At 76.9% G+C, this 14,789-nt stretch carries 6 protein-coding genes; 3 read left to right on the forward strand and 3 right to left on the reverse strand.

Translation table 11 applies throughout. The annotated features are described in order from the left end of the window. Positions 1-175: 175 nt before the first annotated feature. From POF43_RS00095 to POF43_RS00105, 3 genes are all read right to left on the reverse strand, one after another. Positions 176-1,021, reverse strand: coding sequence for a class II fructose-bisphosphate aldolase (locus POF43_RS00095; protein WP_271324486.1), 846 nt, complete (start codon positions 1,019-1,021; stop codon positions 176-178). Between the two features lie 44 nt (positions 1,022-1,065). Next, a complete protein-coding gene (locus POF43_RS00100) occupies positions 1,066-1,992 on the reverse strand; it encodes an SIS domain-containing protein (RefSeq protein WP_271324487.1) in 927 nt (308 codons plus the stop codon). A gap of 428 nt (positions 1,993-2,420) precedes the next feature. After that, positions 2,421-3,191 (reverse strand): DeoR/GlpR family DNA-binding transcription regulator, encoded by a 771-nt coding sequence (locus tag POF43_RS00105; RefSeq protein WP_271316470.1) that lies wholly within the window; start codon positions 3,189-3,191, stop codon positions 2,421-2,423. 779 nt (positions 3,192-3,970) lie between these two features. On the opposite strand from POF43_RS00105, the gene POF43_RS00110 reads away from it, so the two are divergent. The 3 genes from POF43_RS00110 to POF43_RS00120 are packed head-to-tail and all read left to right on the forward strand — an operon-like array spanning position 3,971 to position 14,780. Continuing rightward, positions 3,971-9,145, forward strand: a complete 5,175-nt coding sequence (locus POF43_RS00110) for a non-ribosomal peptide synthetase (protein WP_282704340.1) — start codon at positions 3,971-3,973, stop codon at positions 9,143-9,145. Beyond that, positions 9,136-10,191, forward strand: a complete 1,056-nt coding sequence (locus tag POF43_RS00115; RefSeq protein ID WP_271314689.1) for a MupA/Atu3671 family FMN-dependent luciferase-like monooxygenase — start codon at positions 9,136-9,138, stop codon at positions 10,189-10,191. Before POF43_RS00110 ends, POF43_RS00115 begins: the two co-directional genes overlap by 10 nt. Next, complete coding sequence (locus tag POF43_RS00120) at positions 10,188-14,780, forward strand: non-ribosomal peptide synthetase (protein ID WP_271323481.1); 4,593 nt, start codon at positions 10,188-10,190, stop codon at positions 14,778-14,780. The genes POF43_RS00115 and POF43_RS00120 overlap by 4 nt, the downstream gene beginning before the upstream one ends. The last annotated feature ends 9 nt before the right edge of the window (positions 14,781-14,789 follow it).

Consider the following 14,789-nt stretch of genomic DNA (forward strand, 5'->3'; position numbering starts at 1 on the left):
GGTCAACTCCCTTGCGGCGCGGGGGTGTTGCTGCTGGGGATGCCGTTGCGGCGGGGGCGGCAACGGCGGCGGACGGCTCCGGTGCCGCGTCCTGGGTGCGGGCCATCGGCCGGGGGGCGGGGTGGGACCGCTCCCCCGGCCGCTCAGCCGCCCACGTTCGCCGCCGCGCCCGGCGTCACGGCAGCACGCTCAGCAGCTGGCCGACGGTGCCGGACATGGCCTCGCGCGCCGCGGCGAGATACGTCCGCGGATCGACGAGCGTCTCGTCGCCGGCGAGCACCGCGCGGACCGACCGCGTCATCGCGACGCCCAGGGCGGTGCCGACGTTGACCTTGCGGATGCCCGCCTCCGCCGCCGCGCGCAGCTGATCGTCCGGTACACCGGACGAACCGTGCAGGACCAGCGGGACGTCGAGGCGGTCCCGCAGCCGGCCGATCAGCCCGGTGTCGAGCAGCGCGGTCCGCGCGGTCATCGCGTGCCGGCTGCCCACCGCGACGGCCAGCGCGTCGACCCCCGTGCGCGACACGTACTCCTCGGCCTCGCCGGGGTCGGTGCGCACCCCGGCGGCGTGCGCGCTGCGCGGCGCGTCGGGCTTGCCGCCGACGTGGCCCAGTTCGGCCTCGATCCACAGGCCGTTCGCGTGGGCGACCCGGGCGGCCCGGGCGGTGCGCGCGAGGTTCTCCCCGTGCGGCAGGGCGCCGGCGTCGTACATCACCGAGCTGAAACGCGCCTCGGCCGCCCGGGCCACCAGGGTGTCGTCGGTGACGTGGTCGAGGTGCAGCGAGACGGGCACCGCGGCCAGCCGCGCGACGGCGGCACCGGCCGCGGCGATCGGTTCGAGCCGGCCACCGTGGTACCGCACGGCGTTCTCGCTGATCTGGAGGATCACCCCGATGCCGGCGGCCTCCGCCGCGGCGCAGATCGCCTCCGCGTGCTCCAGCGTGACGACGTTGACCGCGGCGACCGCACCCCCGCGCCGGACCGCGCCGGCGACCAGCTCGGCCGTCGGTACCAGTGCCATTGGACCGTCTCCCCTCGTTCGGCCGGCGCACGTATACGCCAGGATCAGGCCGCGCCGCCCGCGCTGCCCGCACCGCCAACGCCGTCCAGGACGACCGAACGCGTCAGCGACCGGGGGCGGTCGGGGTCGAGCCCGGCGGCCAGGGCGCGGCGGACGGCGAGGCTCTGCACCCGGACCAGGTCGGCGACCGGGTCCAGGTCGCCGGTGAGCAGGGCCGCGCCGGTGGCCGCGATGTCGTCGGTGATGCCCGGGGCCGGCCGGCCGAGGATCCACACCGCGCGGCCCGGCTGGGCGATCGAGATCGGACCGTGCCGGTACTCCAGCTGCGGGTACGCCTCGGTCCACAACTGGGCGCTCTCGCGCATCTTCAGCCCGGCCTCCAGGGCCACGCCGTAGGCCCAGCCGCTGCCGAGGAAGGTGAACTGCCCGGCCGCCCCGACCTCGGCGGGCAGCGCGGCGCCGGTGTCCAGCACCTGCCTGGCCTGGTCGACCACGTGGTCCAGCGGTGTACCGAGCGAGCCGCGCAGCAGCATCAGCGCGGTGGTGGCGAACACGGTCTGGACGACGGACCGCTCGTCGGCGAACGCGAGCACGACCGGGTCGGCGACCGCGGCCGCCAACAGGCTGTCGGCGACGGCGGTCAGCACCGTCACGGGTGCGGCGGTGCGCTCGACGACCCGCAGGACCTCCGTCGTGGTTCCGGACCGCGAGACGACCACCACCCGGTCGTAGCGGCGGCCGTCGGGGAACCCGCTCGCGGCGAACGCGTCGGTCTCTCCGGCACCGGCCGCCTCGCGCAGGGCGGCGTAGGCGATCGCCACGAACCACGAGGTCCCGCAGCCGACGACCGCCACCCGCTCGCCCGGCCGGGGCAGCACGCCGCCGAGGTCGCCGGCCAGGCCGAGCGCCGTGGCCCACGAGTCGGGCTGGCGGTGGATCTCGTCGACCACGTGCGGGCGCTGCGATGTCATGCGGTTCCCTCCGGGGATGGTGACGGCGAACGCGCCGGCCCACGCGATCCGACGGCCGGTGCCGGCAGAGCCGACGGTTCAACCGCGGGCCTGTCGACCGTCCGCCTCCGTGTGCGGTCCTCGCCGCGGGTCGGCGGGGTCGGGTCGGGGCCGGGCGATGGCGGGACCGCTGACCGGACCGGCGACAGGGCCGTGGTCGGGGTCGGCGACAAGTCCGATGGCATGCGGACCATCTTGCGGGACTCCAGCACCGAATGTCGAGCAGCGATCACTCGTCATGCACGTTTCTGATCGTTTCCCGCCCGCGAGCCGACCCCGGTACCGGCCGTGACCGGCATCCGACACGCAGGCGAGCCGCCCCCGTCCGTACGCCGTACGCCCGGGCGGCGGGCGATCCGTAGCCGCCGGCGTTGCCCGGCGAACCCGCGTCAGTCCGGCCGCACGACGTGCACGGTCGGCCCGAGGTTCTCCAGGGCGAGGATGTCGGCGGGGCTGGCGCCGGCGTCGGTGACGATGTCGGAGACCGCCGCGATGTCCACGATCTTCGTGAACATCCGCTTGCCGAACTTGCTCGAATCCGCCACCACGATGACGCGTTCGGCGGCCCGCACCAGGGCCCGGTTGGTGCCGGCCTCGACCTCGTGGTGGGTCGTGAACCCCGCGGTCGGGCTCACGCCGTCGACACCGAGGACGACGACGTCGAGGTTGATGTTCGACAGCGTCTGCTCGGCCAGCGGCCCGACCAGCTCGTACGACGCGGACCGCGCGCTGCCGCCGCACACGACCACGTCGATGGTGGGCCGCACGGCGAGTTCGGTGGCGATGTTCAGCGCGTTGGTGACGACCCGCAGGTTGCCGCGTTCGGCCAGCGCCCGCCCGACCTCGGTGTTCGTCGTTCCGCCGTTGAGTCCGACCGAGGCGATGTCCGCGGGCAGCAGGCCGGCCGCGCGGACGGCGATCGCCCGTTTGGCCTCGTAGTTCTGGCCGCCCCGGTACCGCATCGGCAGCTCGTAGAGCACGCCGGACGCCACCGCCCCGCCGTGGGTACGCGTCAGCAGCTTCTGCCGCTCCAGGAGTTGCAGGTCCCGGCGCACCGAGGCCTCGGACACCGCCAGCTCTTCCGCGAGGGCGCCGACCCCCACCGAACCGTGCTCGTTGAGTCTCCGCAGGATCGAACCAAGGCGATCTTCTTGACGCATGGACTCCACGATACGCGCATCGGCTTGCTCGAAACGAGCAGAAATGAACACCTGGACGGATCGATCGAGTCCAGCCGGACCGACCGCAGGACAGCCGGCCCACCCGCAGGGCAGCCGGACCGCCCACGGGACAGCCGGACCGCCCACGGGAGCAACCGCCTCGGATTCCACCGCCGACGACCGACGACCGGCGCACGCCGCACCCGCACCCGCACCCGACAGCCGCACCCGCACCCGCACCCGCACCCCGGCAAGCGCACCCCGCACCGCGCCGCGGCCCCCGCAAGAAGCCGTGGCGGGAAGCGGCATACGGGATGGCGGAAAACGACGTCCGCGGCAGCCGGGAACGGCGCGAGCGGAAGGCGTCGCGGGCGCGCCGCCCCGCGGTGGGGGCCCGGCGTGGCACCGAGCGCCGAACGGCCGGCCCGCGCCCGCCGCGTGCCCGGCCGACCGCGACGCCGGGCCGCCGGCCGCCTGGTGTAGCCTCCCGAAACATCGAACTGAAGTCCAGGTCAACTCACCTGCGGTACGACGGTGTTCGTCGCGGAGGAGGCTTCCCGCCGGCGGCAGCGGCCGCTCGGGCAGCCGGTGGTCCGGGGCAGCCGGGGCACCGTCGGTGAACGCGGGACCGGCAGTTCGCCGCGCATGTTTCGCACGCTGTTTCCGGGCCACCGGGGCCGGATGAGGAGAACGTGATGGCAAGCAACCCGTTCGACGAGGCCGGGGCCGCCGCGCGGGTCCACGGGCCCTCCCCCGCGGCCGGCTGACGGGTGGGACGGATGGCGGCCGACGGGCCGGCGCCGGTGGGGTGCCTGCACGAACTCTTCGAACGGCAGGCCGCGCGCACCCCGGACGCCGTCGCGCTCGTGCACGGTGGCGGGAGCATGACCTACGCCGAAGTCGACGCCGGGGCCGACCGGCTGGCCCGGCGTCTGACGGCGCTCGGGGTGCGGCGCGGAGAACCGGTGGGCGTCCTGCTGGAGCGCGGGCCCCGGCTGGTCGTGGCGGCCCTCGCGGTGCTGAAGGCCGGCGCCGGCTACGTGATGCTGGACCCGGAGTACCCGGCCGGACGGCTGCGCCGGCTGACCCGTGCCTGCGGCGCCCGGCTGGCCGTCTCCCGCGCACCGCTCGCCGCCACCGTGCTGGACGGCGCGGCCGGTGTCCGCACCGTCCTGGTGGACGGGGACGGGGAGGGGGACGGGGCCGCCATGGACCCCGTGACGGCACAGGCCGCCGGGTCGGCGGGCCCGGAGGCGTCGCGGCGGGTGGACCCCCGTGATCCGGCGTGCACGATGTTCACCTCGGGATCGACCGGGACGCCCAAGGCCGTCACCGCCTCGCACCACGCCCTGGTCGCGACCCTCACCGGCCAGGACTGCTTCTCCTTCGGTCCCGGCGAGGTGTGGCTCCAGAGTTCACCGGTGTCCTGGGACGCGTTCGCCCTGGAGCTGTGGGGACCGCTGCTGGCCGGCGGCACCTGCGTGCTCCAGCCGGGCCAACGCCCCGACCCGGTGCTGATCGCCGAACTGGCCGCGCGGCACGGCGTCACCGGCCTGTACCTGTCGGCCGGCCTGTTCAGCGTCGTCGTCGACGCCTACCCGCGGGCGCTCACCGGTCTGCGGCAGCTCCTCGTCGGCGGCGAACCGCCGTCGCCCGGCCACCTGCGGCGTGCCGCGCTGCTGAACCCCGGCATGACCGTGGGCAACGGCTACGGCCCGGTCGAGGCGACCGTCTTCGTCACCCACCGCCGGGTGACGCCGCGCGACACCGCGGGGCCGTCCGTTCCCATCGGGGTGCCGCTGGCCGGCAAGCGCGTCCACGTCCTCGACGACCGCCTGCGCCCGGTCGCCCCCGGTGCCGTCGGGGAGCTGTACGCGGCGGGCCACGGGCTCGCCGACGGGTACGCGGGGCGGCCCGCCCTCACCGCCGAACGGTTCGTCGCCGACCCCTACGGCCACGAGCCCGGCGCCCGGATGTACCGCACCGGCGACCTGGCCCGGGTCGACGCGGACGGCGCGCTGCACTACGCGGGCCGGGCCGACGCCCAGGTGAAGATCCGCGGGTTCCGCGTCGAACCATGCGAGGTCGAGGCGGTCCTGGAGCAGCACGACGACGTCGGGCGGGCCGTCGTCGTCGCCGGGCCGGACCCGGCCGGCGGGCTGCGGCTGACCGCGTACGCCGTACCGGCCGGCCGGCGGGAGCCGACCGCGGCGCGGCTGCGGGAGCACGCCGCCCGCCTGCTGCCCGACCACCTGGTGCCCTTCGCGTTCGTCGTGCTGCCCGAGCTGCCGCTGACCGCCAGCGGCAAGGTCGACCGGGCGGCGCTGCCCGCGCCCGCCGCGCCCGTGCCGGGCGGCGGGCGGCCCGCCGACGCGCTGGAGGCCGAGATGGGCCGGCAGGTCGAGCACGTGCTCGGGGTGCGCGGGGTCGGCCCGGACGACGGTTTCTTCGAGCTGGGCGGCAACTCGCTGTCGGGGGCCCGGCTGCTGGCGCGGGTCAACTCGGCGTTCGGCGTGCGGCTGGACTCCCGGGCGCTGTTCGAGGCGCCCACGGTCGCCGCGCTGGCCCGCGCGGTCGCCGACGGCGGGCGGACGGCCCGCGAGACACCGCTCGGCGCCCTGCCGCGCCCCGGGACGCTGCCGGTCTCGCCGGGCCAGCGGGCCATGTGGCTCGCCGACCGCACCGGCGAGGGCGTCGCCTACAACGTGCCGGTGCTCGTGCGGTTGAGCGGCGGTGTCGACGCGGCGGCGATGTCCGCCGCCCTCGGCGACCTGGCCGACCGGCACGAGGCACTGCGCACCCTGCTGATCGAGGCCGACGGCGAGCCGGTCCAGCGCGTCCTGGCCGCCGGCACCGCCCGGCCCGCGTTCCGGCACGAGACGGTCACCGCCGCCGCGCTGCCGGACCGGGTCGCGGAACTGACCCGCCACCACTTCGACCTGGGCGCCGAACCCCCGTTGCGCGCCACGCTGTTCGACGTCCAGGACGCCCCGCGGGCCGCGCCGCGCCAGGCGCTGCTGCTGCTCGCCCACCACAGCGCGGTCGACGGCTGGTCGCTGCGGCCGCTGCTGGCCGACCTGGGGACCGCCTACGCGGCCCGGGCGGCCGGCGGCGACCGGGCGTTCGCGACACCGCTGCCGGTGCAGTACGCCGACCACACGCTCTGGCAGCGCGCCCGGCTGGGCAGCGGCCCGGGCAGCACCCGCGAACGCCTGCTCGCCCACTGGCGCGAGGCGCTGGCCGACCTGCCCGAAGCCATGCCGCTGCCCGCCGCCCCGGACCGTGCGACGGACCACGAGCCGGCGGTCGGTGTGGTCGGCGAGCGGCTCGACGCCGCCGCCCACGCCCGGCTGGCCGACTGGCTGCGCGAGCGCCGCTGCACGCTCTTCATGGGCCTGCACGCCGCGGTGGTCACCATGCTGCACCGGTTCGGCGCGGGCGACGACGTGGTCCTGGGCACCGCGGTGGCCTCCCGTGCCGAGGAGGGCCTCGACGGCCTGGTCGGCTTCCTCGCCGACACCGTGGTGCTGCGTACCGACGTCTCCGGCGGACCGACCGTCGCGCAGTTGCTGGAGCGCGTACGGGCCGCCGACGTCGATGCCTACGCCCACCAGGGGCTGCCGTTCGAGGACCTGGTGCGGGAGCTGGCGCCGGCGCGCACGTCCGGACGGCATCCGCTCTTCCAGGTGCTGCTGGTCCTGCAGAACAACGCGGCGGCCGAACTGCGGCTGCCCGGCGTCACCGCCGAGGTCGAGCCGGTCCGCCCGGCGCTGGCCCGCTTCGACCTGGTGCTGGACGCCACCGACCACTACGACGGCGACGGAACGCCCCGGGGGATCGACCTGACCCTGGAACACCGCGCCGGCGCGGTGGACCCGGCGACCGCCGCCAGCATGGCCCGGGTCCTGAGGCGGCTGCTGGAGACGATGACCGCGGCGGCGGACGTGCCCGTCGCGAGGGTCGGCCTGCTGGCCCCGGCGGAACGCGGCACGGTGGTAACCCGGTGGAGCACCTCGCCCTGCGCGGTGGCCCCGCCGCGCCCGGTCGGCGTCCTGATCGAGGAGGCCGCCGCCCGCCGCCCGGACGCCCCCGCCCTCGTGGAGTCCGGCCGCGTGCTGAGCTACCGCGAACTGCTGGCGCGCGCCGACGCGCTGGCCGGCCGGCTGACCGCCCGGGACGCCGGACCGGATCGCGTGGTGGCGGTCTGCCGCCCGCGGACCGCGGACACCCTGGTCGCGCTGCTGGCCGTGCACCGCACCGGCGCCGCCTACCTGCCGCTCGACCCGGCCCACCCCGACGCCCGCCTCGCCGCACTGCTGCGGCAGACCCCGCCCCGGCTACTGCTCACCGACGCGCGGAACGAGCCACGGCTGCGTGCCCTCGCACCGGGCATACCGCTGCTGACGCCCGACGCGGAACCCGCACCGGGCACGCCCCTGCTGACGCCCGACGCGGCACCCGACCTGGCCCTCGCACCCGACCTGGCCTCCGCACCCGGCACGCCGGGCGACCGCCCCACCGCCACCACGCCCCCACCCGCGGCCCGTCCCGATCATCTGATGTACGTACTGCACACCTCCGGCACCACCGGCCGGCCCAAGGCGGTGGCGGTCACCCGGGACAACCTCGACCACCTCGTCGCCGCCCAGCACCACCTGCTGCGGCTGGGCGCCGACGACCGGGTGGCGCAGTACGCGTCGCTGACCTTCGACGCCTCGGTGTGGGAGGTCTTCGCCACCTGGGCCGCCGGCGCGGCGCTGCACGTGATACCCGACGCCGACCGGCTGGGCGGCGCGCTGGCCGACCGGCTGCGGGAGGGGCGGATCACGCTCGCCACCCTTCCCCCCACCGCGCTGACCACCCTGCCGCCCGACGCCCCGCGAAGCCTGCCGGAGCTGGCGACCCTGGTGACGGCCGGCGAGGCGTGCCCGCCGCGGCTGGCGGACCGGTGGGCGCACGGGCGGCGCCTGCTGAACGCCTACGGGCCCACCGAGGCCACCGTCTGCGCGACCGCCGCACAGCTGACCGCGGGCCGGGCGCCGGACATCGGCCGCCCAGTGCCGGGGTGCCGCGTCTACCTGCTCGACGCCCACCTGGAACCGGTGCCGCCCGGCGCCGCCGGCGAGATCTACCTGGCCGGCCCCACCGTGGCACGCGGGTACGACGGCGAACCGGGGCGCACCTCGGACCGGTTCGTGGCCGACCCGCACAGCCCGCGGCCGGGGGCGCGCATGTACCGCACCGGGGACCTGGCCCACCACGGCCCCGACGGGCGGCTGTACTACCACCACCGGGCCGACAACCAGGTCAAGCACCACGGCGTACGCATCGAGACCTCCGAGGTGGAGGCGGCGCTGCTGAGCCACCCCTCGGTGGCGCAGGCGGCCGTGGTGCGCCGTGCGGGGCCCGAGGGCGACAGCGTGCTGGTGGCCCACGTGGTCGCCGCCGCGCACACCGGCGCGGACCCGGCCGTGCTGCGGGCCCACGCGGCGGGACTGCTCCCGCCGGTGATGGTGCCCGACGCGTGCGTGGTGCACGCCGTGCTGCCGGTCACCAGCGGCGGCAAGGTCGACCGGGCCGCGCTGCCCGGCGCGCCGGCGAGCGTGCCGGGCGGTCCCGCGCCCACCGCGCCGCGTACCGCGCTGGAGCGCAGCATCGCCGAGGTGTGGGCGCGGGCGCTGAACCTGGAGGCGATCGGCGTCCACGACGACTTCTTCGCCGTGGGCGGCAACTCGGTGCGGGCGGTGCGGGCGGCCGGGCAGCTGGAGACCGCGCTGGGCCGGCCGGTGCCGGCGGCCCGGCTCTTCGCGCTGCGGACCGTCGCCCGGCTGGCGCAGGAGCTGGACCGCCCGGCCGCCCCGGCCGCGGACGGCCCCGCCCCGATCCCCGTACTGCCGCGGAAGGCACGGGCGGCAGCCCCACCCGACGAGAGGCAGTCGCACCCGTGGACCTGAGCATCATGTTCTTCGGCGCCGAGGACGTCGCCGACCACACCGCCAAGTACGCGGACGTCCTGGCCATCGCCCGCGCCGCCGACGAACTGGGCTTCACGGCCGTGTGGACGCCGGAACGGCACTTCCAGGACGTCGGGCAGGCGTTCCCCAGTCCGCCGGTCCTGGGCGCCGCGATCGCCGCGGTCACCCGGCGGATCGCGGTGCGGGCCGGCAGCGTGGTGCTGCCGCTGCACCATCCGCTGCGGGTCGTGGAGGACTGGTCCGTGCTGGACAACCTGTCGGGCGGCGGGCGGGTCGGGCTGTCCGCGGCGGCCGGCTGGCATTCGGCGGACTTCGTGCTCGCCCCGGACCACTACGCGGACCGCCGGCAGCGGGTGCTGGACGACATCACCACGATCCGCCGGCTGTGGGCGGGCGAGGCGGTGGAACTGGTCGACGGGACCGGCGGCGTGGTGCCGGTCCGCCCGCAGCCGCGCCCGGCCTCGCCGTACCTGCCGATCTGGCTCACCTCCTCGGGCAGCCCGGAGAGCTGGACCACCGCCGCGCGGCTGCGGACCGGGCTGCTGGGCGCCACCGTCGGGCAGGACCCCGACCGGCTGGCGGAGCGCATCGGCCACTACCGGCAGGAGTACGCGGCGGCCCCGGAGCAGCCGGGTACCGGCGGGCGCGGCACCGTCACGCTCATGGCGCACACCTACGTCGGCGAGAGCGACGCGCAGGCGCGCCGGTGCGTGGCGGAGCCGCTGAAGCGGTATCTGCGCACCCATGTGCGGCAGTCCGCGTCGAACCGGGCGGGTGAGCGGGGCCGGACCGTGGCGGCGCTGAGCGAGGCGGACGTGACGACGATGACGGAGTTCGCCTTCGAGCGGTACCTGTCGTGGGGGTCGCTGATCGGTTCGCCGGGCACCTGCGCGAAGGCGCTCGCGGGGCTGCGCGAGATGGGCTGCGACGAGGTCACCTGCTTCGTCGACTTCGGCCTGGAACGCCATGACGTCCTGGCCTCGCTGGGCCGGCTGGCCGAACTGAAGGAGCAGGTGGCCGCGTGACCGCCCCCCGTACCCCAGGACAGCGCGGGTCGGCCGCCGACCGGTTCGCCTCGCTCACCCGCGAGCAGCGGGTCGGCCTGCTGCGCAAGCTCGTCGCCTCGGGCCGGCCGCTGCCGGCGCTGCCCGCGGTCGTACCGGTCCACGACGGCGGGCGCACCGCGCCGCTGAGCCCGGCCCAGCGCGACCTGTGGGTCTTCGAGTCGCTGCATCCCGGTTCCGCCGCGATGAACCTGTGCGGCGCCTACCACTTCGAGCGGCCGGTCGATCCGGGGCGGCTGGAGGCGGCCCTGCGGCTGGTGCGCTCCCGGCACGACGGGCTGCGCGGCCGGGTCGGCGGCACGGTCGGCGACCTGCGCGTCGGCTTCCCCGCCGAGGACGGCTTCGCGGTCGAACGCCTCGACCTGCGCGGCAGCACCACCACGTTGGACGACGTGGTCGCCGCCGTGCGGGCCCGGCCGTTCGACCTGCGCGAGGACGACCTGCTGCGCGCCTGCCACGTGGTGCTCGACGAGACCCGTTCGACGCTGGTGCTGAGCCTGCACCACATCATCACCGACTGGTACTCCTTCGACATCCTGCACACCGAGTTCGCCGAGGCGTACGCGACGCTGGCGGCCGGCGGCCCCGCGCCGGCCCGGCCCGCGGTGCAGTACGCGGACTACGCGGCCTGGCAGGGCGAGTTGGAGGAGGCCGGGGTCCTCGACGCCCAGCTGGGTTTCTGGCGGCGGCACCTGGAGCGGCCGCCGGGCCCGCTGCGGCTGGGCGCCCCGGCGCGCGCCGCGGCGCCCGGCACCGCGTCGGTGCCGTTCGGCCTGACCGTCGAGGAGGCCGGTGCGGTGCGGGTGTTCGCCCGCGCGCACGACACGTCGGTGTTCGCGGTGCTGATCAGCGCGTTCGCGGTGCTGGTGCACCGCCTGTCGGGGTCGCCGGACTTCGTGCTGGGCACGCCGGTGGCCAACCGCGGCGCCCAGGGCCTGGAACGGCTGATCGGCTACGTGATGAACGCGGTCCCGACCCGGTGGCGGATCGACGCGGACCGCTCCTTCGAGCAGCTGCTCGGGGAGTTCGCCGGGGAGCTGCCCCAGGTGCTGGCGCACGCGGCGGTGCCGGTCGGGCGGATCGTCGCGGAGCTGGCACCGGAGCGCACCGCCGACCACTCGCCGCTGTTCCAGTGGGTGTTCATGCACCTGGGCCAGCAGCGCAGCATCCACACCCTGCCGGAGGGCGCCCGGTTCGAGCGGGTGCACACCGGCGGCGAGCACGACTGCGTGGTGGTGCTGCGGGACACGCCCGACGCCGCGATGGACGGCCTGTTCGAGTTCCGCACCGAGCTGTTCGACCCCGACACCGTCGGGCTGTGGACGCGGTCCTTCACCGTGCTGCTGGCGGACCTGCTGGCCCGTCCGCACCTCGCGGTGAACCGGGCGGCCCTGCTGACCGAGGCCGAACGCCGCACGCTCACCGCCGACCCGCAGGACGGACCGCGGCACACCGCGCCGGACTCGCCGGCGCTCCAGGTCGCCCGGCGGGCGGCGCTGACGCCGCACGCGCCGGCCGTCGAGGCGCCCGGCGAGACGCTGTCGTACGCGCGGCTGGAGGAGCGGGTGGCCCGGGCGGCCGGCCGGCTGGCGGCGCTGGGGGTCGGGCCGGAGACGGTCGTCGGCCTCGCGATGCGGCGCGGCAGCGCGTTCGTCGTCGCCGTGCTCGCCGTCGACCGGGCGGGCGGCGCGCACCTGCACCTGGACCCGGCCCATCCGCCGCACCGCACCGCCTACCTGGTGCGCGACGCGGCGCCCGCCCTGGTGCTCACCGGTGACGACGTCGAACCGCCGCAGGTGCCGGTGCGGTGCCTGCCGTGGCGAACGGTGGAGGAGGCCGGCCCGACCGCCGCCGTGCCCGCCGCCCCCGCCGACCCGCGCGCGGCCGCCTACGTCATCCACACCTCCGGTTCCACCGGGGAACCCAAGGGCGTGGTCGTCACGCGTGCCGGGCTGGCCGCGCTGACGGCCTCCACCGTGGCCCGCTTCGGCCTGGACGAGCGCTCCCGCGTCGCCCAGTTGGCCTCCGGCAGCTTCGACGCCTCGATCGGCGAGCTGTGCGCGGCGTTCGGCTGCGGCGGCACGCTGGTCGTGCCCGGCCCGGAACCGCTCGCCGGGGAGGCGCTCGCGGACTTCCTCGACCGGAACGCGGTGAGCTGGGCGCTGATACCGCCGACGGTGCTGGCCAGCATGCCGCCCGGCGGGCTGCCCGCGCTGCGCACCCTGCTGGCGGCCGGCGAGTCGCTCGGCGCCGGGCTCGCCGCGCGGTGGGCGGACGGCCGGTGCCTGGTCAACGGCTACGGGCCCACCGAGGCCACCGTGATCGTCACCTACAGCGATCCGCTGCTGCCCGGCGACCTGCCGCCGATCGGCCGCCCCCAGCACGACGTGCGCGCCCACGTGCTCGACGCGCTGCTGCAACCGGTGCCGGCCGGCGCCGTCGGCGAGCTGTACCTGGCGGGTCCGTGCCTGGCGCGCGGCTACCTGGGCCGGCCCGGCGCGACCGCGGGACGGTTCGTTCCCGACCCGTTCACCACCGTGCCGGGCGGGCGCATGTACCGCACCGGCGACCTGGCGCACCGGCGGGCCGACGGCCAGTTGGTGCACGAGGGGCGGGCGGACGACCAGATCAAGGTGCGCGGGTTCCGCATCGAGCCGGGCGAGGTCGAGACGGCCCTCACCGGGCATCCCACGGTCCGGCGGGCCGCGGTGACGGTGCGCGAGGACCGGCCGGGCGACCGGCGGATGGTCGGCTACGTGGTCGCGCGGCCCGGGGCGGTGGCGGACGGCACCGTGCTGCGGGAGTACCTCGCCGGCCTGCTGCCCACCCACCTGGTGCCGTCCGCGGTCGTGGTCCTCGACGACCTGCCGACCACGGTGGGCGGCAAGCTGGACCGGCGGGCGCTGCCCGCGCCGTCGCACGCGCCGGCCGGGCCGCGGGCCCCGCTCACCGCGCGCGAGGCGGTGCTGTGCGAGCTGACCGCCTCGATCCTTGGGCTGGAGCGGGTAAGCCCCGACGAGGGCTTCTTCACCCTCGGCGGCGACAGCATCATGGCGCTGAACCTGGTGTCCGCCGCCCGCACGGCCGGCCTGGAGATCACCGGCCGCGACGTCTTCACCGCCCGCACGGTCGCGGCGCTGGCGGCGCTGGCCCGCGAGGCGGACCGCACGGCCGGGGCGGACGGCGACGACCGCGACGAGGACGGCCCGTTCGCCCCGACGCCCATCATGCGCTGGTGGCTGGAGACCGGCGGTCCGCTGGACGCCTTCCACCTGTCGCTGCTGCTGCCGCTGTCGGCCGGCACCGACCACGACGCCGTCGAGGCGGCGCTGACCGGGCTGACCGCCCGCCACGAGGCGCTGCGCCTGCGGCTGTCGGCCGATCACGGCACGGTGCGGACCGCCGCCGGGGCGCCCGGCACCGCGCACCGCCTGAAGCGGGTCGGCGTCCCCGGGGCGGACGCGGCCGGGATCGGGGAGGCCGCGCGGCGGGAGGCGGCGGTGATGCGCATCGACCCCACCCGCGATCCGCTCGTGCGGGCCGTCCGGCTCGACGCGGGCCCGGACCGCCCCGGCGGGCTGCTGCTGACCGTCCACCACCTGGGCGTGGACGGCGTGTCGATGCGGGTGATCGCCCGCGACCTGGAACGCCTGCTGGCCGGCGACCGCGCACCGGCGGCGCCGGGCACCTCGTTCCGCCGGTGGGCCCGCTCGCTGCACGAGGACGCCGTGACCGCGCGGCGCGAGAGCGAACTGCCGGCCTGGACGGCCGCGCTCGACCCGGCCGGGGCCGTCGCCGCACCCGGGCAGGCCCGCCCGGGGGTGCCGCGCCGCGACCTGACCCGCACCCTGGACGCGCGCTGGACGCTGCCGCTGCTGACCCGGCTGCCGGCGGAACACGGGTGCGGCGTGCAGGACGTGCTGCTGACCGCCCTGGCCGCCGCCGTCACCCGGGCCGACCGCGACGGCGCCGGCTGCGCGGTGCTGCACACCGAGGGCCACGGGCGGCACCTGATCGGCGACGCGCCGGGCGACCTGTCCGGCACCGTGGGCTGGTTCACCAACCAGTACCCGGTGCGCGTCGACCTGGCGGGCGGCGGCGGTCCGGGGGCGTTCTGGGCGGACGGCGCGTCGGCCGCCCTGGTGCTCAAGGACGTGGCGGGACAGCTGCGCGCGGTGCCCGGTGACGGGCTCGGCTTCGGGCAGCTGCGCCACCTCAACCCGCGTACGGCACCGCTGCTGGCGCGGCTGCCCCGGCCGTGGCTGCGGTTCAACTACCTCGGCCGGCTCGGCGGCGGCCCGTCGGGCACCCCGCGGGGCGGCGAACTGCTGGGCGTGGTGGGCGAGATGCCCGCGGCGCACGCGCTGGAGATCGACGCCTACGCCGAGGACCTGCCCGGCGGCCCCCGGCTGACCGTCACCTGGTCGTGGCCGCAGGACGTCCTGACCGAGGACGCCGTGCGGGACCTGGCCGACGGGTGGTTCGCCGCGCTGCGCCTGCTGGCCGGGGACGACGACCCCGTGCCCCCTGTCCCGTCGGGCGGCGCGTGATCCGCCGCC

The sequence above is a fragment of the Streptantibioticus silvisoli genome (assembly GCF_027947535.2).
GTDB classification, from domain to species: Bacteria; Actinomycetota; Actinomycetes; order Streptomycetales; family Streptomycetaceae; genus Streptantibioticus_C; species Streptantibioticus_C silvisoli.